The organism is Paenibacillus sp. FSL H7-0442 (assembly GCF_038593105.1).
In the GTDB taxonomy this organism is placed as follows: Bacteria; Bacillota; Bacilli; order Paenibacillales; family Paenibacillaceae; genus Paenibacillus; species Paenibacillus polymyxa_D.
This window is the reverse complement of the sequence record NZ_CP151963.1, coordinates 1,361,913-1,381,036: the sequence shown is the minus strand read 5'-3', so window position 1 is coordinate 1,381,036 and position 19,124 is coordinate 1,361,913. Positions and strand designations below refer to the sequence as shown.

Genomic DNA, 19,124 nt, shown 5'->3' with positions numbered 1-19,124 from the left:
TGTTCACCGCTCTCTTCAGCGCTGACGAAGCAGATTGGCTTCCGCCTCCGCCAGCTGGGTATAATTAGGAACCAGCGTATGTAGCTCGTCATGTTCCTGACGAAGCAGCTTATCCGCCCCAAGGCGGCCAACCCATCTTCCTTCCAGCTCATAAGGTACAATACGAAGCTCGCTCCAAGCACGCAGACGCTCAGCTGTTTCGGCGTGAACCGTCGTTTCACCGACTAGCCAAATGACTGGAGGACGCTCTTCAGAGGGCAAAGCCTCCAGCCGTTGCAGCAGGTCATCGGTCCAAGCAATCATTAAGCGAATTGCATCTGGCTCCAGCCGTTGCGGACTCTCGACGTCGTCAACTGTATTCACGGCGAACAGCCCCGTGTAAACCTGACCACGGCGCGCATCCAGCACAGGCACAATCCAGTCTGCTGCCTGCGCTCCGGACGAACCGTTATTCACAGACTCATTTTTATCTTCTTGTCCCTTCATCTCGATGCCGCGATTCCAACCACCCCACGCCAAAGCGTGCAAAGTCGATATGGACGTCACCGGGATACCCCAGGCCCAAGCGAGTGTTTTGGCTGCAGTCACCGCAATCCGGATACCGGTATAAGACCCCGGTCCAACACCAACTGCAATACCATCTACATCATCTCGTGTCAGCCCTTCTTCATTCAGCAGTCGTTCCAGCTCGGTAATCACATGCACAGAGTGATTACGTTCGCCATAGACGTTGCTTTCTCCCAGCAATTCTCTTCCGTTCATCAGAGCGGCCGCCATCACGGTCGTCGCTGTATCTAACGTCAAAAACCGCTCACGCGGCTTTACATTCACATCTGTATGCTCTCTTTGCATGGTTCAAACTCCATTCTCCCGCAAACTGCGGCACCATTGTTCATAAGGCTCGCCGTACCCGGTCAGGTGAATCAAGCGCTCCCCCACATCCGTTGTTTCTATATACATATGAAGCCGCTGCTCCGGCAATATATCCGGTATAATACTACCCCATTCCACCAGACATACTCCTGTCCCGTAAAAATATTCGTCCAGCCCGAGATCCTCCGCCTCGTCCTGGGAAATCCGGTACACATCCATATGATACAAAGGCAATCGGCCCTCGTACTCCTTAATGAGAGTAAAGGTTGGACTATTTACAATACCCGGTACACCTAAATGGCTGGCAAAAGCCTTGGAAAAAGCAGTTTTGCCCGCTCCCAGATCTCCATCCAGCACAATCACCGTTCCGGGAACCGCTTTGGCTGCCAAAAAACCTGCCAATGACCCGGTCTGTGCCTCTGAGACAGAACGGAACGTAAACTGCTCCTGCGAAATTGTCATATATTTTAATCACCTTTCGTCCGAATCGGACCGTTCCAACTTGTTCTTTATTATATAGTTCACCTTATGTCGCCGCAAGGCATGAAGACATGCTATTGTAAGTTAGATGATACACACAGGGAGGGAACGAAACGATGGGACAAACCGTTTTACTCTTGATTGATGTTCAGCAGGCGATGTTCATGTATGATGAGAAGCTGTATCGCGAGCAGGAAGTTGTATCGCATTTGCAGCAGCTTTTGGACAAAGCCAGAGCTACAGGTACACCGGTGATTTTTGTACAGCATACCGATGAAGCGGATGGGGATTTCCGGGAAAACAGTGTAGGCTGGGCCATCGCCGATGTGGTGCGCCCTCTTCCTCATGAACGAATTGTCCGTAAATCATCCTGGGACAGCTTCTACCAAACCGAATTGGGCCATGTGCTGAAGGAACTGGGGGCCGATCAGCTCGTAATCGCGGGGATGCAGACCGAGTTTTGCCTAGACACGACTTGCCGAAGCGCCTATAGTCTGGGATACCAGAACAACGTGCTCGTATTGGATGCGCATAGTACATTTGATAGCAAGGTGCTGAGCAGTGAACAAATTGTAGCTCATCATAATGAGCTGCTTGGCAATCGTTTTGTGCGTTTACTCGCGACAGCAGATGTACATTTTTCGTGAGCTATTGATCCAATTCACAAGTTTTCACTATCTCGCAAAGACGTCATCATTTTTATTGGAATTCCAAATGTATTCAATTGGATTGGCAACCTGCCTAGCTTTTTCAAGACCAGATTGGTCAGAAACAAAGCCGCCTTCAGAAAATTCTGGAGGCTTTTTTTATTTTCCAGCTGAGTTAGATGATATTTGCGAGGAAAACTTTTTTACGTATGGATTGCAACTTTCATTTTTAACATAAAATTCAATTTATGATCATGATTTTCAGAAAAAACAAGAAAATAACAGAAAACGTTAGAATGGCCTAATTATTGTGGCCTATATGACCCTATAAACATCTGTACATAGATATGTGTAAATATTTGGACATTGAGCAAAATCTGCATTAGAACTATGATAAAACTGGTTTTAATTTCCAATGGGAGAAGGCGATCGAACCGTCACATTTACTGTCTTAGGCACCATGATATGCCCGCATGCAAATATATCTTGCAATCGCTGCGTCTCGTAGGTTAAGAGCGGAAATTACCAATTGAAGTGCAATCATGGATGTATTGTGTTTTAACACAGCGAAAGGAATGTGAGTTTTTAATGAAAAAAGTAGCTTTAGTAAGCCCGTTAAGAACAGCGGTCGGCTCTTTTAACAAAACCCTTGCGCCTCTAAGCGCTTCCGAACTGGGAGCAACCGTGATGACAGCATGCCTTCAGCAAAGTAAATTAGAGCCTTCTTTGATTGATCAGATTTATTTGGGAAATGTTCTTCAGGCGGGCAATGGACAAAATCCTGCCAGACAGGCGGCATTAAAAGCCGGTATCCCTATTGATGTACCCGAAACAACGATAAACACGGTTTGCGGTTCTGGACTTCATGCCGTTGCTTTAGCTTACAATTCAATATTGGCTGAACAAGGCAACATCGTCTTGGCCGGAGGCATGGAGAGCATGTCGAATGCCCCTTACCTGCTAAGAAATGCAAGAAACGGCTACAAACTTGGTAACGGTGAGTTGGTAGACTCCCTGGTGGCCGACGGCCTTACATGCCCGATCAACCATTACCATATGGGAATTACCGCAGAAAATGTTGCCGATAAATATGGAATTTCAAGAATGGAGCAGGACGAATTTGCCTATCAAAGCCAGATAAAGGCCGTAGAAGCAAAAAACAAGAAGCTTTTTGAAGAGCAGATTGTTCCAGTCATGATCAAAAACAAAAAAGAAACTATTTCTTTCACAGAGGATGAACACATAAGAGGAAATACAACGAAAGAAAAACTTTCTCAATTAAAACCTGCGTTTAAGGAGAACGGAACGGTTACCGCCGGGAATGCTTCGGGAATCAATGATGGCGCGGCGGCCGTACTTGTGGTGTCGGAAGACAAATGCAAAGAACATGCATTAAAGCCATTGGCATATATCAAGGGTTATTCCCTTGTTGGCGTTGACCCTGCATATATGGGAATGGGGCCAGTGAAAGCCATTTCGACACTTCTGAAGCAGCAAGGTGTATCCATCGATGCCATTGATCTTTTTGAAATTAATGAAGCGTTTGCCTCACAAGCATTAGCGGTAGTGAAAGAGCTAGGGGTCAGTCTGGACAAAGTGAATGTCAATGGCGGCGCGATCGCGATCGGGCATCCTGTCGGGGCCAGCGGTGCTAGGATATTGGCTACGTTGGTTCATGAAATGGTGCGAAGATCTTCACGTTACGGCATCGCCTCGTTATGCATCGGAACAGGAATGGGCATAGCGATGCTGGTTGAAAATGCGCTCATTTAAAGTGCGTATTCAAGATGAATTTTAGAATATCTCTTAAAAGGAAGGGAGACCGTTATGAATCAAAAAGATGTACTTTCACTCCAATCCATGCCTGCGGCTAGCGGCAGCTACGGGCGCCCGCCATACCGATTCATCAACCGGGAATTTTTTATCATTACCTATGAGACCGATCCCGCTGCGATTAGACAGGCGGTCCCGGAACCTCTTCAGCCGGATGGAAGCAATACGGTTTCCTATGAATGGATCAAGATGCCCGATTCATCCGGGTTAGGAAGTTATGAGGAAAGCGGTATTGTCATTCCGTGTACTTTTCAAGGAGAACCCTGCAATTTTGTCGCCCAAATGTATTTGGATAACGCACCTGCTATTCTGGGGGGACGCGAAGTCTGGGGATTTCCGAAAAAATGGGCAAAGCCTCGCTTGATCGTTGAGGAGACGGAGACGCTGACGGGTACATTGCATTATAACAACGTCCTGGTGGCCACGGGAACTATGCCTTTCAAATATAACATTCTTGATGAAAAGGAAACGGCAAAAGCCATCGCAAAAACACAAGTTAATTTAAAGTTAATTCCTGATGTTGACGGTACCCCCAAAATCGCTCAGTTAGTAGCGTATAATCTTGAGAACATTACTGTAAAAGGAGCCTGGTCAGGGCCTGCCAGATTAAGCCTGATCCCCCATGTCAACGCTCCTGTGGCAGATTTGCCGGTTAAATCTTATATTGGCGGGAAATATTTTATTGCTGATTTAACGCTTCCATATGGAAGAGTCCTCTACGATTATCTTCAATAAAGTTTGCTTTCCTAAAAATATATATATAAGGAGAAGGAACCATGAATAACAAAGTAATCTCCGCTGAAGAAGCAGTTAAGAAGGTCAAAGACGGAGACACGGTGATGGTCGGAGGTTTTCTGGCAGGAGGCTTTCCGGAGGAGCTGGTTCGTGCGCTTGTCGACACCAATCCCGCCAGCAATCTTGCGATTGTTTCCAACGACACAGGCACACCAGAATTATCTATCTATAAGCTTGTAAAAAGCGGCAGAGTAAAGCGAATTTTTGCATCCTATATCGGCTCCAATCCGGAAACGGGAAGGCTCCTGATGACGAAAGAAGCTGAGGTCCAACTCTTCCCGCAAGGCACGCTCGCTGAAAAAATACGCGCGGGAGGAGCCGGTTTGGGCGGGGTTTTAACACCTGTAGGTGTAGGCACCGTTGTAGAGGAAGGAAAAAAGAAAATCAAAATTGATGAAAGGGAATATTTGCTCGAACTCCCGCTCAAAGCGGATGTAGCGTTAATCAGAGCCCATAAGGCTGATGAAGCGGGGAATCTTGTCATCAACGGCTCTTCACGTAACTTCAATATGGTTATGGCTACAGCGGCAGAGTATGTAGTTGCTCAGGTAGACGAATACGTAAAGACGGGTGAAATTGACCCCAATCATGTCAACGTTCCCGGAATATTTGTCGACGCAATTGTAAAGGTGGGTGAAAACGCATGAATAACAGAGAATTCATTGCTCGAAGAATAGCCCAGGAATTCAAAAGTGGTGAAGTTGTCAACCTTGGTGTCGGATTGCCTACAATGGTAGTGGACTATATCCCCGAGGACATTCATATTATGCTGCAGGCTGAGAACGGAATCCTCGGTGTAGGCCCCAAAGCGGCTCAGGGAAAAGAAAGGCTCGATTGTATCGATTCAGGCGGAAACTACGTTACAACCATGGAAGGAGCATGCTTTTTTGACAGTGCACTTTCATTTTCCATCATCCGCGGAGGGCATGTGGATATCACCGTGCTGGGCGCCCTGGAGGTCGACGAGAAAGGCAACCTTGCAAGCTGGATGATCCCTGGGAAAAAGGTGCCGGGTATGGGGGGAGCCATGGATTTGGTAGTTGGAGCCAAGAGAGTGATTGTAGCCATGGAGCATGTGAACAAAAATGGCGCGCCGAAAATACTGGAACAATGCAAGCTGCCCTTGACTGCTGTAAATGTTGTAAAGACCATAGTAACCGAAAAGGCTGTCATTGATGTTATTCCGGGTAAAGGGCTGATGCTAAAAGAAATTGCTCCGGGTTTGACGGTGGAAGACGTTCAATTAGCAACAGAGGCTAAACTGATAGTTTCACCACATTTGAGGGCCATTGCAGTGTGAAGGTCATAGAAAGGAACCAGCTGCATCTTCAAATTAACTTGTCTGGCATTTAATTCGTCCCTACGACTGCACTTGTTATTACAAAAAAAGGTTCGCTAATTGCTCATCGAGCAATTGCGAGCCTTTTTGAGCGTAAAATCCAATCCGCTACATGCTCAGCCACCTTCGTATGGTTAAGATAAGCAAAGAAGTTGTGGGGATTGGCACGCCCAGTGTGACTATCTTTCCAGAATGTCTGAATAAGCGGCTGATCATCAATACTTTCTATTAAATTTCGATTCAGCATCAGATGGAAATCATTTTCAACCGTTAAATGTCAGTAAAATCTGCTCTTGCTCCAGTTTTTGTGCCGCTTCCTCGTTCACTCAACGCAATCCTGCGATCAGTGCTTTTTTAATAAGACGAAGCATTTCGTCGCATCTGGGCTTTTTGTCACGGCCATGGATAATGACCAGATGTTTGGTTCCCATCTCCTACTGCTCTTCCAGACGATCCACACGGACAGTTTGAGTATTGCCGGGGTTGCTGCCCACCTGTACGGTAGCCATACCGTTTGCTTCGTCTACATGCTCAATCCAAATCGGTTTGCCATCCAATTGTACGGCAATATTTTCGGATGAATCATAAATGGCTTTTGCTCGTTCCACGTTCATGCTGTTCTCCTCCTGCTGATTGTTGGTGCATTAATTTAGAAATGTAGGTCACCTAGTCTTCATCTATAAGTCGTTCAACGTCCAATGAAGGAAAGCTATGGGAAGGCGAGGTTGAAACTACAGCCTCCAAATCCACATGAGCCACAGCAACGGGAAAAGGCGGCTGAGTTCCATGTGAAAGGGCAAACTCGGGCGGCAATGCATCTTGTTCGCCTGCGGCGGGACCCCGAAAGGCGATATGGCTTTGACCCACACGATGACTGATCTGCCGAGGATAGGATTTTCCGGACATAAATTGTGTACCCCCTTTGAATCGGATATGCCTTACTATGTACCAAAATTGCTGTAACCATGCGCAAGCGGCAGCAATTCGCAGTCTTCATCTACACCTCATACAATCACTTATACGAAGCATACTAAGTGAAAATCATATGCTCATATCCCGGGGTGCCCGGAATCGAAGGATGCAAAATGCGGATTAAAGAGAAGGAGGACTGGCGGTATGCATACGGTCTGGAAAGGCGCGATCAGCTTCGGGCTGGTTCATGTGCCCGTTAAAATGTTTTCAGCTACGGAGGATAAGGACATTTCCATGCGTTACATTCACAAGGAGTGTGGAAGCCCACTTAGCTATGTACGAAAGTGTCCCGTTTGTGACAAGGAGGTCGAATGGGAGGAAATTGGAAAAGGCTACGAATATGAAAAAGGAAAATTTGTCATGTTCGACAAGGAGGAACTGGAGCAAGTTAGCGGACAAGCGGATAAAAATATCGTGATTTTGGATTTTGTTGATTTGCAGGAAATTGATCCGATTTACTTTCAGAAAACGTATTATTTGTCCCCGGATCAGGCCGGCTCCAATGCGTATAAGCTGCTCATGAATGCAATGAAGGATACCGGGAAAATCGGGATTGCCCAAATCTCCATCCGCTCTAAAAGCAGCTTGGCGGCGATTCGGGTGTTGGATGAATGTTTGGCGGTGGAGACGATGTTTTACCCGGACGAAATCCGCCCCATTGCTCAAGTTCCCAACTTACCCGGACAGGAAGAGGTTAAAGAGAAGGAGCTGACCATGGCCAAAATGCTGATTGAGCAGCTATCTACACCTTTTGATGCAGCCAAGTATACGGATCAGTACCGCGAGCGTCTGCTGGATCTCATTCAGCATAAAGTTGCTGGTGAAGAGGTGCGAATCGCCCCAACACAGCCTCAGACCAATGTAGTAGATTTAATGGCCGCCCTTCAGGCCAGCATCGAGGCAGTGCAACCTGTCGTTACCGATCCCGGCCCTGCTGCGAAAAAACGCCCTGCGCGTAAACCAGCAGCCCCAACAGCACAGCAGGCGGTGGCAGGCGACAACCTCACTCCGACTCCAGTCAAAAAGAAAAGAAGCACTGCCAAACGTAAAGAAACTTAAGCTGAGTTACAGAAAGGTCTGGTTAAGGGGTGGCGGTGACACTGCTTTGATACGATAGTAGCTGACTGAACGCCCCCCGCTCCTCTTGTTCCAGTTGGCGGTAGTTCCCCTGCTGTATGACCTCGCCTTGATCCAGTACGACAATTTGATCCGCATGTCTGATGGTTGACAGACGGTGAGCGATGACGATCAGCGTCATTTGACCTTTCATCCGTTCCAGTGCTGCCTGAATTGCGGCTTCATGTTCACCATCCAGCGCACTTGTCGCTTCATCTAGTATAAGTATCGGAGGATGATGCAAGATAGCCCGTGCTAATACTAGCCGTTGACGTTCTCCTCCAGACAGACGAATCCCGCGATCTCCAATGATCGTGTCCAGCCCTTCGGGCAGTCTGGATACAAAGTTGTCTGCTGCTGCAAAATGTAACGCCTCCCATAGCTGCTGCTCACTAGCATCCTTATCCGCTAGCATCAAATTTTCGCGGACAGTCGCATGAAATAAAAATGGATCTTGTGACACGTAGCCAAACGACTGCCGCCACTGGGGCAATAATTCGTCGCCCAGAACAAGCCCGTCTATTATAATCTGCCCCCCAGTTGGACGTAAAAAACCCATCAGGACATCGACCATTGTACTTTTACCTGCTCCTGATTTCCCTACAATGGCTGTCATTTCCCGGGCGGGTATGAACAAATTAATATGACGCAGTGCAGGCTCTGCTGCACCCTCGTAGCGATAATCCAGATGGCTGCATTCAATCCCATGACGAAGGGACAGGGGTTGCCGTTCAGATGCAGATGATAGATTGACTACCGATGGATCAGATGGAACGCGAGTCTCAGAGGATGCAAGTGCAATCAATGACGGATCTGTGAAAGCTTCGCACTCCTGTTGCACCTTGGTGACACTTTCAAAAGCGGAGATCATAGACATGATGTATTCCAGACTCGCTTGAATAAGAGCAAATCGAGGCCATAAGCGGGAAAATATAAGAATCAGCACAATCAGTTTTTCAGGTGTAACATGCAGCCACTGCAGCGATATAAATATGACACAAGCGACAAAAACAGCTGCCATTGCACGATGAAAAAACTGTGTGGTCGCATTTTGCCGGACAAATTGAGTCGTATTATCCTCCATGCGTTGCGTCAGGGAGCGAAACCAATGGATATTCGCCGCTTCCAACAGATTGCTTTTTATATCTTTCATACCGTTCATGTGATCCGTAATTCCAGCAAAATAAACCTGTGACAGTTCAGTCGTACGATCACCTAATTGTTTGGCATTTCGAATGGAGCGGCGAAACACAACAAACAGCCCCAATCCACTCAGAAATACCAGTCCGGTTAAAGAGGGGGATAACCAAAAAGCCAGCGCAATCTGGATCAGCGTAAACATGACGGCTGTAGTCAGTTGAAGAAGCAAATTTGTTCCCTGACTGACACGCGCCAGCTCGGTCGTCATCACATGGCTAAAATCAGATTTACGCTGACGCAAATAAAAGGCCCACTGCGCCTTCATAAAGGAAGTGTACACGTCTATTCGAAGAGAACGCATAAAACGCTGCTGAATCCGCGAATTCAGGATGGATTGGTAACGCTGAAGCAAAGCCTGCCCTGTAAGCAGCACTACAAAAACCATCAACATCCCCGGCAATAGCCAGCTTTTAGGAACGAACGGCAAAAAATGATCCAATCCATCAGACAGAAATGGCATCCCTGAATGACCGACAAATACGCCGATGGCCGCCAGCATAGGAACAAGCATATAAATGCCAAAACCCTCCAGTAGACTGACAATGATCATACACCCAATATTGAGAAATAACGCACCGCCGTTCACGCTATACAGCTTTGTCATATATAATCGCAGGTGAACCATAATGCACACTCCTTATTCAGGACTTTGCAAAATTCGATCCCAATCGCTCCAAAGTGCAATATATAGACGAACTAGACCATTTCGATCTATATATTGTTCATTAAAAGCCGCTTATTGGATTTTCACAAAATCCTCTATCGAGTCAGTGCTTTGAAAATCGCCGCTTCAGCCAGAGAAATGGACGTAAAGGGATATACAAAAAATGCAGCTGACGAGGCAATGGAAAAACGCTCGAATCGCCCGTAGAAGGAAACAAACGGCTGATGAGATACCATAGTCTGTGTCTTGGCTCTTTTAAGGAAAGCAAGTAAGTGCGGCTGACCGGCTGATAGACAGCCCTGTTTTTGGTCATGACTTGGCTGGAGGCAGCAGCTGGAGTCATCGGGGCACAACTGGTAGCGGTGCTCATCGGGCTATGATCGTCGTTACTGGCATCTTCCGTGATGCTAGTAACGCCACGGGTGGCAAGCATGGCTGCTTCGCCAGAGGTACTGCATACTGAAGGACCGCCACCTGGAGGGGCGGCCTCCGCTTGCTCCGCCAAGGCTCTGCTGTGCAGCAGCTCTGATGGAGCAAGCCTACCTGTACCCGACCCGTGGGTGATCGGGTACAGTGCGGGTACGCTGGCCTGCATGAAGGCCAGCGCGCTCAGCGCGAGCCTATGCGCCTGCCGGGTAGCCGATACCGGACGCATCGGCTCCGGTATCGGCGTACCCAACAGCGCAGCGGCGAGTGCCCAAGCCTGCCCGCCAGCAGGCAGGCCCCCGTAGCGGCGCATCATCGGCAGTAGCGCCTCCCAATCGACAGCACATATCGCAAGCCTGTCGATGTCAACCAGCCAGCGCAGCCTGAACCAACCGTGACGCGCACCATGCGCACTCAAGTACAGAAATTGATGCTCGCTGCCAAGCGTATACATACAGGACGTCATCACAGTCCTGTTGTCGGCAGATCCCAACGGTACCTGCCGAATGGCTCCTGCAGCTTTGCCCTTTTTCCGGCAGTTCCACAGCTCGTTAAAAGAGGGTTCCCCACCCCCATCCGGGTGAAGCCGCCAATGCAACTCTATCTCTACCCGTTTTTGCGGATGTAAATAGGATGCATGATGGTCCTTCCATTTCCAACTGCCAAGGACACGCACTTCTCCGCTCTTGGACGAATATCCAGCTTCCTGCATCCAATGCTCAGCCTCATCCATATCGTCAGGGGCAATGAGTAAGTCTATGTCCTTGGAAGTACGCAGAGAAACATCCCCGTATAATTGCTGCGCCAGAGCAGGCCCCTTCAACATAAGCACACGAATTCCATGAGCTATGAGCAGCCTGGTCAGACGCTCGGCTTCTGCTTGAAGATGGAGCATGCGAAGCGTGTTTCGATGATATTGCGCCTGAAGGTTTCGCAACAATTCTGCGGGAATGAATGGATGATTCAATGTTTTTAGCTGGAGATACACCGTAGGTACCACTCGATGGTGCTCGGTCAGACGTAAAAAGCGGACCCAATCCATCTCACGCAGCTGGGTAGCAGCAGTCGTATCCTGCCAATGAATAACGTCCTTCCCCAATAGAGAGAGTAACAACGTTAATTCTTGATCCTCATTCCAATTCGCAAGTTCCAAAACAGACTTGGTGGGCATGCATTCTTCTCCTTCGTGTCTCATCGCATTAAAGTAAAGAACTACTTTTATCTTCCATATTCTTATTTGTATCCATCACAGCACGTCTTCCGAATATCCCCACCACCGTAAATGCTTCCATCTCCCGTTTCCCCGTAACATAAATCGGTCCGCTACGTACCCATGCATGTGCAGCCAAGCGTCCAGCGGCATTTTTGGCTGTACCCAGATACAGCGTGCAGTCCAGTTTCCTGCGCCCCAGCAACGTCATCGCCGCAGCGGCTTGTACAAGACAACTACTACGCCAAGGAGTATAACTGCTTGCCAGCTCTACAGCGTGTGAAATCTGCTGAATGGACTTCTCTTGCCCAACGTCACACTGCCATGGGGTTTCTTCCATACGTATGCCCCAAGCCCTTGAGTAATCCCAAAAAGAACGACGCTGGCGCAGCCTCGCCCATCCCAGCTCCAGCCAGGCTTCCGGCAACAATCTTCTGACTTCTGGAGACAGGAGAAGAAGCCGTTGTATCCGCATGTTATACCGGCTCCCGTAGAAGCTTTAACAGTCCTTCCCGCTCCAACTCAGCCACAAAGGTATGTACCTGCTGTCTGCACTGTTCCTCGTCCACCTCATATTCGTTCGTCAGGACAGTTACGATATCGCCAAGTGAAGGACCGGATTCTGCCAGTTCCCAGATTCGTCCTCCTGTGTAGCCTAAATTGTAATATTTACCAGTGTTAATGCTCATCATCACTTTTTCTCCGTCCATATCACTGACGTAGACCTCTTCATTGTAAATGACGCGATAATGATCCTTAGCTGGATTAGTGGCTGCCATAACTCTTTTCCTCCTTACGAATGAGTTCAAGTACCCGTTGTACAACCTCGGACGCAGTAAAGACGGAACTATCCCTCAGCAAGCGCCAGCCCTCCACTTTCCGAGCCATCCTAGCCGCTGTATCAAACGACCATTCACTCAAACCCATTCGCGGAATAATCACCCTGCGATATGTATGTTGTAGTAATGTATGCAAGCACTCCAGAACGTTCAAGGGCTGTTCCGTAACCGACACTAGCTCCCCTTCGCGCATCAACGCACGGGTTGGAGAATCTGCCACCAGCTCGAATACGCCCCCTAAGGGCAGCGGATCGTTATAAAAATCATCTACAGCGGGTACGGCATATTTATTCAGCTCACCTGCAAGCGTACGCAGATCTGTGTATTGTGGCATTACAGAATTGTCGTCAGTTAGGGACTGTATGTGCTTTCTTTTGCGTACATGCTTGTTCTCCCGTAAAGCCTCCAGTTGGAGCAAGCTTTCAAGCCCCAGCTTTTGCTGCGGATAAGCTGGATACACAATGGCAGAGGAACCCGTAGCTTTTATAGCAATCACGTCATCACTAACCATCTGATAACCTGCCTGCCTAAAAACAGCAGCCAATGTCGATTTCCCCGTACCCGATTCACCCACAAATGCGTAGGCCCTCCCCCCGATGACGACCGCACTTCCGTGAATAGGTAATATTCGTCTTTGCATCAGCAGAACACCCATGCATGTACCCAGCACAAACAGCCGCACGGTGTCAGGATCAGCCCCAGAGAATATACTTACCTCGATCTCCTTGCCTTCCCTGACGGCATAAATGGCCGTGCCCGGTATTCGGAACATAAATCGCTCATCCAGCATCACAAAATTGGCCTGCTCCAGCTGACCACTCCATGCAGTCAAATCAGCCTGTCGAATGACTACATCCTCTACCACTCCTGGTGCTGCCAGCATCAGCTCAGGCAGATTCAGCTCACTCGCAATCCTGAGTCCAAAGGCCGTATATTTCGTCCAACTGACATTTGCACTCCTGTCATGCACGTAGGACTCACTCCTCTGTCTTTAAAAATCCCGTCTTTATTTCTTGGGCAACACCTCTAACCCGAAAGAAATAAAGACGGCTGTATATTGAATACGAGTCCAATGGATCATGCTATTTTCGTTCATTCAATCGTTATCGGCCCAGTTGTCTGGCTTCCAGTCCAACATTGGCTGCATGTATAACATGTATAACCATCTATTAGCTTGGATTATAGATATCGGCATCGTGGTCGGACACCCAATCAATCTGTCTCCAGCCTTTACCCGCCATAGTCTGGCTAATATCCAGCACCTCTATCGTCGGTTCCTGCCATTCTTTTTTACTCATTTCATCACCTCCCCTCCAACGAATGGCGAACTGTCTGACCGAACAGATTCGATCAGTTGAATCTACAGAGAAAACGGTACACAATCAGGCTATGCATGAGTAGTCTTATATTCGGATCAGACGCCTGCTCAGGGCCGGGGTGGTGAAGTTTTGCCATAGCCGTCTTAATAAACTCAATATTGAGATATTCGGCGGCTCGTAAATCATGACACATCAGTTGAAGCTCCCCCATAAACGTATCCCAACAAGGAAGCATACGATGTAGCCAATCTGCAGGCTGCACGCCGCGTACCCGCTGGTTCAACCGAACATCATCAGGTAGATGATCACGCATGGCCGTACGAATGAGGGCACGGTCCCGACCGTTTTGTACATACTGCTCAAAAGGCACCGATAAGCAAAAGCGAATTACCCGGCTGTCCCCGGTCGGATCACGTTCCCATAGGCCGTAACGTAGTGAAAGTTTGGTCGCGACCACACCATTTTTGTTGGCAATCGCCAAATTTGAGAACTTCTCTTTTCTCGTCTGATCGGCATTTTTCATCCAACCTGTTCCGCTCAATACAGGAATATCTTCTACATTCATCCGTTGGGCAAACTCTGGGTGAATCAGTGAAGGAACGGGACTGCTATGGCCACGCCGCAGCCATAAACGAGGTTCAAGTGAAGTCGCTTTCTTCAACATCACGGGGAGTAGATGAGACATACGCCTGCCCGTAAGCTTGCTGTACCGCCTCAATCCCTGAAAGGATTGCAACCAGTGCAAATGACGAAACTGACGGGCATAATAGTCCAGTGCAGGGCCCCACGATACGGAAAAATTGCCTCGTGCCCCGGTCAACAGTACACCGACATTGTGTTCCTGCGCTTTTTCATAAAAACCTCTGATCCAGAAGGAGTTTTCAAAATATTTGTAGGGAGCCTCCATCAAATCCAGCCAAATATCAATTTCTGAAAACGGACTTTTTCCCTCAAAATCCATATAGTTCTCGTGAATGTTGCCCACATAGCGAGCCGTAGAATGAATGTAGCTTCGTTCGTTCGCCAGCAATGTAGGCGGTGTCCAGTCTGTAAAATCTTGAACAGGCACATAGCTGTAGGCATGTAGCGGCTTTTGTTGCAAGTGCAGCGCTGGCGCGGCAAAGCTGGCAACCGCTCCGGAATCCAGCCCTCCGCTCAAGGCAGCCCCTACAGCGCGATGCGTCCGTAATCGGGCAGTGACCGCCTGTGTGAACACCTCGTGGAAAGCTTCTATGTACTCACCTCCTGTTTTGAGCCGCAGTGGCTCTACCTCATCCAGGCATGCATATTTATGAAGGGTTCGCTTCCCCTCCTCCATAGTGAACCAATGTGCAGGAGGAAGCTGGTTGATATGCTTGTAGGCGGTCGTCCCGATATCGACGGATTCCTGCATGGTGCGGATGGACAAAAATTCGGCCAGCCACGGTTCATGCAGTTCTTTTCGCAGAGAGGACAGGGCCAAAAACGGAGCGACTACCGTGCTAAACGCGAATCCTCGGTCATGTTGGTAGATGTACAGCGTACGATGGCCTGTCATATCTCGAGCACCATATAATCGATATTCCTTGGCATCCCAAATGACAAAGGCAAAATCACCTATAAGATAACTGGCTGCCTCCACTCCCCATTTGTCATATGCCAGCAAAATCAGCTCGCTGTCCGTGATATCTTGCCGCCGTTCCTGCTCAACTCCCAGCCGTTCAAACAGCTCGGAACGATTGTCAATAATCGCATCCGCCGTGATTGCCAAATCTCTTAGCTCATCATAAAAGGGAAGACGCTCATGAACAGATTCCGGGGTCACATACTGGGCATGACAACCCAAAAAAATAGAGCCTTCACACCAAGCGCATACGCGGTCAGCGGGATATTTCCGCAGGGCCTGCATCATTTTCCCGCCTTCTTCGGTGCATACAGACTCATGCCCAAAGCTATAGATTCCGGCAATCGCACTCACGTTCTTCCCCCTTTTTCTTTTCCTATACTTGATAATGCTACAGACGCCAAGTACCTGAGTTTACGGGCCAAGAGGCTGCGAGATCGGAGACCTTGATGTGGGCGTTGATAGCTTTGAAGCTGAGCGATAAGACGGTTCCGCTCCTCATAGCTATGTGCCAATCTGTTTTCCAGTGATTGGATCCGTCGATCGTTCACGCTCTGGTCCACATGCATCCTTGCGGGATCTTGAGGTGCAGTATGACGGGTTGCATTTGTCACGAGTTCTCTGTTATCTGTATCCTGTTCTTCCAGCATCCGATAAGCTGCCTTCCATTCAAAGCCGCTTTGCTGGAGGAATTGTTGTGTACGTCGACTCAGCAGCTCCATATCTGGCTCATCTTCAAAGCGAACTCCAGTCATCTGTTCAGCCTGCTCCAGCGCTTCCGCGTAACCAAGTTGCTTAAACATGCGGGACCCAATGCTTCTGCAATACAGCTCAATTTCCCTTTTACTCAACACATGTTGCCAGCTATGTACCGAATCCTGATGCGCCTGTTCATGCTCTCCTACGAATGGATCGCCCGCTCCCATACTATAAAAAAGACTGGATTTGGGCGTATCCGCGAAATCTCCGTACTTTTCCATCCCCGCTTCATAATGGATTCCCAAAAAACTGCACAGTTTCTCGATCTCCATCGTTGGATTGGATACGAGCTGTTCATATCTAAGCGGGTATGCAAGTGGATGAGGTGTAGCAAAATAATGAGTATAACGGAACAAACCAACCGTAATATCCGTCATTTTCATATTAAAATGCGGACTCCCCAGTTCCTCCAGTAGTTGAAAACGTCCGTTCCGTAGCTGATTGACCTTTTTGAATGAGGCCACAATGGCCAAAGGGTTTCGGATAAGCCACAACCTGCGGGCAGCAGGGAATAAACGGTCTATAAATTCCAGCACCGTATAGTAACGCGGGGATTTGTCGATAAGCATATCTGCTGTTGTACCTTGAAGCAAACCATTATATATTTCAAGTGCATACGAACGGGAGGCCTGCTCCAATACGTCGGAGGGGACCATACCTTTAAAAAATTGCCGGAGTATCCCTGTTCCTCCATATGGGCGTGTATGTGACTGCGGAAGATCATATAAACTGAGCAGAAACCACATTTCCTGCGTGGCAAACAGGCGGGAATGGTTTTGCAAAATGGCGGTAAGCAACGAGCTTCCACTCCGAGGGACACTTAACAGGAATACCAGCCCTCCGCCTTGCTTTTCAATCAAGCAAACTCCTCCTCTACCTCTGCTCAAGACACTTTAATAGATACATATCGTATTTTTATTATAAATTTATGATACATAATGTATCTTGTCAATCCTTTTGATGGATAAATTCAGCACTTCACGTTCATGTTAAACCCTATGTAGATCTAAAAGCTTAACAATCAGCCTGTAAATAAAGATTTTGCTGCATATTAGCCAAAGGAGGATAGCACAATGGGACAAGCTGTTAAAGGTACTATTACCATTGAAGGTCAGGAAATTCCTATCACCAACCCGGATAAACCGCTGTGGCCTGAAGCAGGCGTGACTAAGGCGCTGTATCTTCGCAAGCTCGCGGTACTGGCTCCCTTCCTGCTCAAATATTGTCATCATCGTCTGCTGACCGTCATCCGCTGGCCACATGGGATTCACGGTGATTTTTTTTATCAGAAAAATGCCCCACGTCCTCGGCCGGACTATATTGAAACCGCCCTGCATGATGGCATTGAATATATCGTGCTCGGCAAATTGCCACAACTCCTCTGGCTTGGTAATCAAGCTGCGTTGGAATTCCACCCCTCTCTGCACGAAGCGGGAAACAAGCTGCCCTGTGAATGGATGATTGACCTTGATCCATCCAGAGAGGTGGAGCCACGTATTATGGAGGCAGCCTCTATTGTCGGTGAAGTACTGGCTTCGCTTGGTTTGGACTCCGTCCCCAAAACATCCGGGGCCACAGGTGTACAAATTATCGTTCCGATCCGTACAGGCATAACCTTCGACGAACTTCGCAGCATCGGGCTATTAGTCGGACAGTTTGTGACAGAAAAGCACCCGCATCTGTTCACACTCGAAAGGTTAAAGAAGGATCGTGGAACAGCCATCTATTTTGATTATTTGCAGCATTATCAGGGGAAAACTCTGGCCGCTCCTTATACCCCGCGGGCACGCCCCGGCGCTACGGTCTCCACTCCGCTAACATGGGAAGAGGTACGGCAAGATGTATCACCACTTGACTACCATTTGCTGAATATTGAGGAACGACTAAACCAGGTAGGCGACTTGATCGACAAGGTTCCTCCCCAGCCCGTAGAAGACGTCCTCAAGCATATGCGCACCAAGGCACACCGAACCTGATCCATGCTTGGAAGAATAAAAAAGGGGACGAACCCCGCAGCCATTAGGCTGAGAAATTGTCCCCTTGCGCTAGTGTATTCCTTTTTTCTTAAAGCGTCCGCCCTTCACATCGTGAATGTTACCGATCGCAACGAAAGCGTGCGGGTCCCAATCTTCAACGATGCTCTTCAGCTTCGCTTCCTCCAGTCGGGTGATGACGACGAAAATCACTTTCTTGCTTTCGCCCGTAAAGCCACCTTCACCTTCCAAATAAGTTACGCCCCGTCCAAGACGATCCGTCAGGGCATCCCCGATATCACGGTATTTGTCACTAATAATCCAGACCGATTTGGACTGATCCAGACCTTCAATCGTAATATCAATCATTTTCATGGCGATATAATAAGCAATCATGGAATACAGGGCATTTGGCCAACCGAACACAAAACCTGCACTTCCCAGAATGAATATGTTAACGAACAGTACGATCTCACCGACCGAAAAAGGAGTTTTTTCACTGACGAGAATAGCTACGATCTCTGTTCCATCCAGCGAACCGCCAGACCGAATCACAAGACCCACCCCAACACCGAGAATGACGCCCCCAAAAATAGCGCCGAGCAGCGGTTCACCAGGAGTCAACGCACTTACATTGTGAAGTAACGCGGTTCCAATGGACATAACGACGATACCGAATAATGTGGATAAAGCGAAGGTTTTACCAATTTGTTTGTAGCCGATAAGTAAAAATGGAAGGTTCAACAGGGTCAGGAAAATACCGAGCGGATAGCCAGTAATCTTGGAGGCCATAATGGAAATACCTGTAACGCCTCCGTCAATAACGCCGTTAGGAACCAGAAATATTTCCAATCCCACTGCCATCAGAGCTGCACCAACTACAATCATGGCTGCACGCTGAAACAGGCGTTTTACTTTGTTCTTCGGATTAGCTGGAATTTTGCTGATCTTGGTCAACTCTCCGGTCACATCTGTAATCTCAGATAAACTTTGGACTTCCTTGCTCACTACACTCATATATAAATCCCCCCGTTACAGTATGATATATTGGACAAAAAAGGGGCTGCTATCCGCAG

At 48.2% G+C, this 19,124-nt stretch carries 20 protein-coding genes; 7 read left to right on the top strand and 13 right to left on the bottom strand.

Going from position 1 to position 19,124, the window contains the following annotated elements; translation table 11 throughout:
* Positions 1 to 15 precede the first annotated feature (15 nt).
* Together tsaB and tsaE are read right to left on the bottom strand one after the other, a co-directional pair.
* Positions 16 to 852, bottom strand: a complete 837-nt coding sequence (gene tsaB / locus MHH57_RS06240) for a tRNA (adenosine(37)-N6)-threonylcarbamoyltransferase complex dimerization subunit type 1 TsaB (protein ID WP_341071779.1) — start codon at positions 850 to 852, stop codon at positions 16 to 18.
* 3 nt (positions 853 to 855) lie between these two features.
* Positions 856 to 1,335, bottom strand: coding sequence for a tRNA (adenosine(37)-N6)-threonylcarbamoyltransferase complex ATPase subunit type 1 TsaE (gene tsaE / locus MHH57_RS06235; protein ID WP_029516241.1), 480 nt, complete (start codon positions 1,333 to 1,335; stop codon positions 856 to 858).
* A 134-nt stretch (positions 1,336 to 1,469) separates the two neighbouring features.
* Here tsaE and MHH57_RS06230 point away from each other — a divergent pair, with 134 nt between their 5' ends.
* From MHH57_RS06230 to MHH57_RS06210, 5 genes are all read left to right on the top strand, one after another.
* A complete protein-coding gene (locus tag MHH57_RS06230; protein WP_342434956.1) occupies positions 1,470 to 2,000 on the top strand; it encodes a cysteine hydrolase family protein in 531 nt (176 codons plus the stop codon).
* A gap of 588 nt (positions 2,001 to 2,588) precedes the next feature.
* Entirely contained in the window at positions 2,589 to 3,773 is a 1,185-nt protein-coding gene (locus tag MHH57_RS06225) for an acetyl-CoA C-acetyltransferase (protein WP_029516239.1), read from the top strand.
* A 54-nt stretch (positions 3,774 to 3,827) separates the two neighbouring features.
* Entirely contained in the window at positions 3,828 to 4,568 is a 741-nt protein-coding gene (locus MHH57_RS06220; RefSeq protein WP_342434955.1) for an acetoacetate decarboxylase, read from the top strand.
* Between the two features lie 41 nt (positions 4,569 to 4,609).
* Entirely contained in the window at positions 4,610 to 5,275 is a 666-nt protein-coding gene (locus MHH57_RS06215) for a CoA transferase subunit A (protein WP_029516237.1), read from the top strand.
* Complete coding sequence (locus MHH57_RS06210) at positions 5,272 to 5,928, top strand: 3-oxoacid CoA-transferase subunit B (protein WP_029516236.1); 657 nt, start codon at positions 5,272 to 5,274, stop codon at positions 5,926 to 5,928. Before MHH57_RS06215 ends, MHH57_RS06210 begins: the two co-directional genes overlap by 4 nt.
* 473 nt (positions 5,929 to 6,401) lie before the next feature.
* On the opposite strand, the gene MHH57_RS06205 is transcribed toward MHH57_RS06210, so the two are convergent.
* Both MHH57_RS06205 and MHH57_RS06200 read right to left on the bottom strand, forming a co-directional pair.
* On the bottom strand, positions 6,402 to 6,581 hold the full coding sequence (locus MHH57_RS06205; protein WP_069011105.1) for an H-type small acid-soluble spore protein: 180 nt from the start codon (positions 6,579 to 6,581) through the stop codon (positions 6,402 to 6,404).
* Positions 6,582 to 6,633: 52 nt separating this feature from the next.
* Positions 6,634 to 6,873, bottom strand: a complete 240-nt coding sequence (locus MHH57_RS06200) for a hypothetical protein (RefSeq protein WP_029516234.1) — start codon at positions 6,871 to 6,873, stop codon at positions 6,634 to 6,636.
* A gap of 210 nt (positions 6,874 to 7,083) precedes the next feature.
* On the opposite strand from MHH57_RS06200, the gene MHH57_RS06195 reads away from it, so the two are divergent.
* The gene (locus tag MHH57_RS06195; protein ID WP_069011104.1) at positions 7,084 to 7,998 is read left to right on the top strand and encodes a Ku protein; all 915 of its coding nucleotides are present in this window, start codon (positions 7,084 to 7,086) and stop codon (positions 7,996 to 7,998) included.
* Between the two features lie 22 nt (positions 7,999 to 8,020).
* Here MHH57_RS06195 and MHH57_RS06190 read toward each other — a convergent pair whose 3' ends face one another.
* From MHH57_RS06190 to MHH57_RS06155, 8 genes are all read right to left on the bottom strand, one after another.
* Positions 8,021 to 9,880: an ABC transporter ATP-binding protein gene (locus MHH57_RS06190; RefSeq protein WP_069011103.1), complete on the bottom strand. Its 1,860-nt coding sequence runs from the start codon at positions 9,878 to 9,880 to the stop codon at positions 8,021 to 8,023.
* A gap of 142 nt (positions 9,881 to 10,022) precedes the next feature.
* On the bottom strand, positions 10,023 to 11,516 hold the full coding sequence (locus MHH57_RS06185) for a nucleotidyltransferase family protein (protein WP_165144699.1): 1,494 nt from the start codon (positions 11,514 to 11,516) through the stop codon (positions 10,023 to 10,025).
* A gap of 28 nt (positions 11,517 to 11,544) precedes the next feature.
* A complete protein-coding gene (locus MHH57_RS06180) occupies positions 11,545 to 12,030 on the bottom strand; it encodes a lasso peptide biosynthesis B2 protein (RefSeq protein ID WP_029516230.1) in 486 nt (161 codons plus the stop codon).
* A gap of 1 nt (position 12,031) precedes the next feature.
* Positions 12,032 to 12,334: a lasso peptide biosynthesis PqqD family chaperone gene (locus MHH57_RS06175; protein WP_029516229.1), complete on the bottom strand. Its 303-nt coding sequence runs from the start codon at positions 12,332 to 12,334 to the stop codon at positions 12,032 to 12,034.
* The gene (locus MHH57_RS06170; RefSeq protein WP_342434954.1) at positions 12,321 to 13,364 is read right to left on the bottom strand and encodes a serine kinase; all 1,044 of its coding nucleotides are present in this window, start codon (positions 13,362 to 13,364) and stop codon (positions 12,321 to 12,323) included. Before MHH57_RS06170 ends, MHH57_RS06175 begins: the two co-directional genes overlap by 14 nt.
* A gap of 199 nt (positions 13,365 to 13,563) precedes the next feature.
* Entirely contained in the window at positions 13,564 to 13,692 is a 129-nt protein-coding gene (locus tag MHH57_RS06165) for a paeninodin family lasso peptide (RefSeq protein WP_134902123.1), read from the bottom strand.
* Positions 13,693 to 13,744: 52 nt separating this feature from the next.
* On the bottom strand, positions 13,745 to 15,670 hold the full coding sequence (locus MHH57_RS06160) for an asparagine synthase-related protein (protein WP_342434953.1): 1,926 nt from the start codon (positions 15,668 to 15,670) through the stop codon (positions 13,745 to 13,747).
* On the bottom strand, positions 15,667 to 16,935 hold the full coding sequence (locus MHH57_RS06155) for a sulfotransferase (RefSeq protein WP_342434952.1): 1,269 nt from the start codon (positions 16,933 to 16,935) through the stop codon (positions 15,667 to 15,669). The genes MHH57_RS06160 and MHH57_RS06155 overlap by 4 nt, the downstream gene beginning before the upstream one ends.
* A gap of 213 nt (positions 16,936 to 17,148) precedes the next feature.
* On the opposite strand from MHH57_RS06155, the gene ligD reads away from it, so the two are divergent.
* Positions 17,149 to 18,051, top strand: a complete 903-nt coding sequence (ligD, locus tag MHH57_RS06150; RefSeq protein WP_029516225.1) for a non-homologous end-joining DNA ligase — start codon at positions 17,149 to 17,151, stop codon at positions 18,049 to 18,051.
* Between the two features lie 69 nt (positions 18,052 to 18,120).
* Here ligD and MHH57_RS06145 read toward each other — a convergent pair whose 3' ends face one another.
* Positions 18,121 to 19,065, bottom strand: a complete 945-nt coding sequence (locus MHH57_RS06145) for a YitT family protein (protein WP_029516224.1) — start codon at positions 19,063 to 19,065, stop codon at positions 18,121 to 18,123.
* Positions 19,066 to 19,124 lie beyond the last annotated feature (59 nt).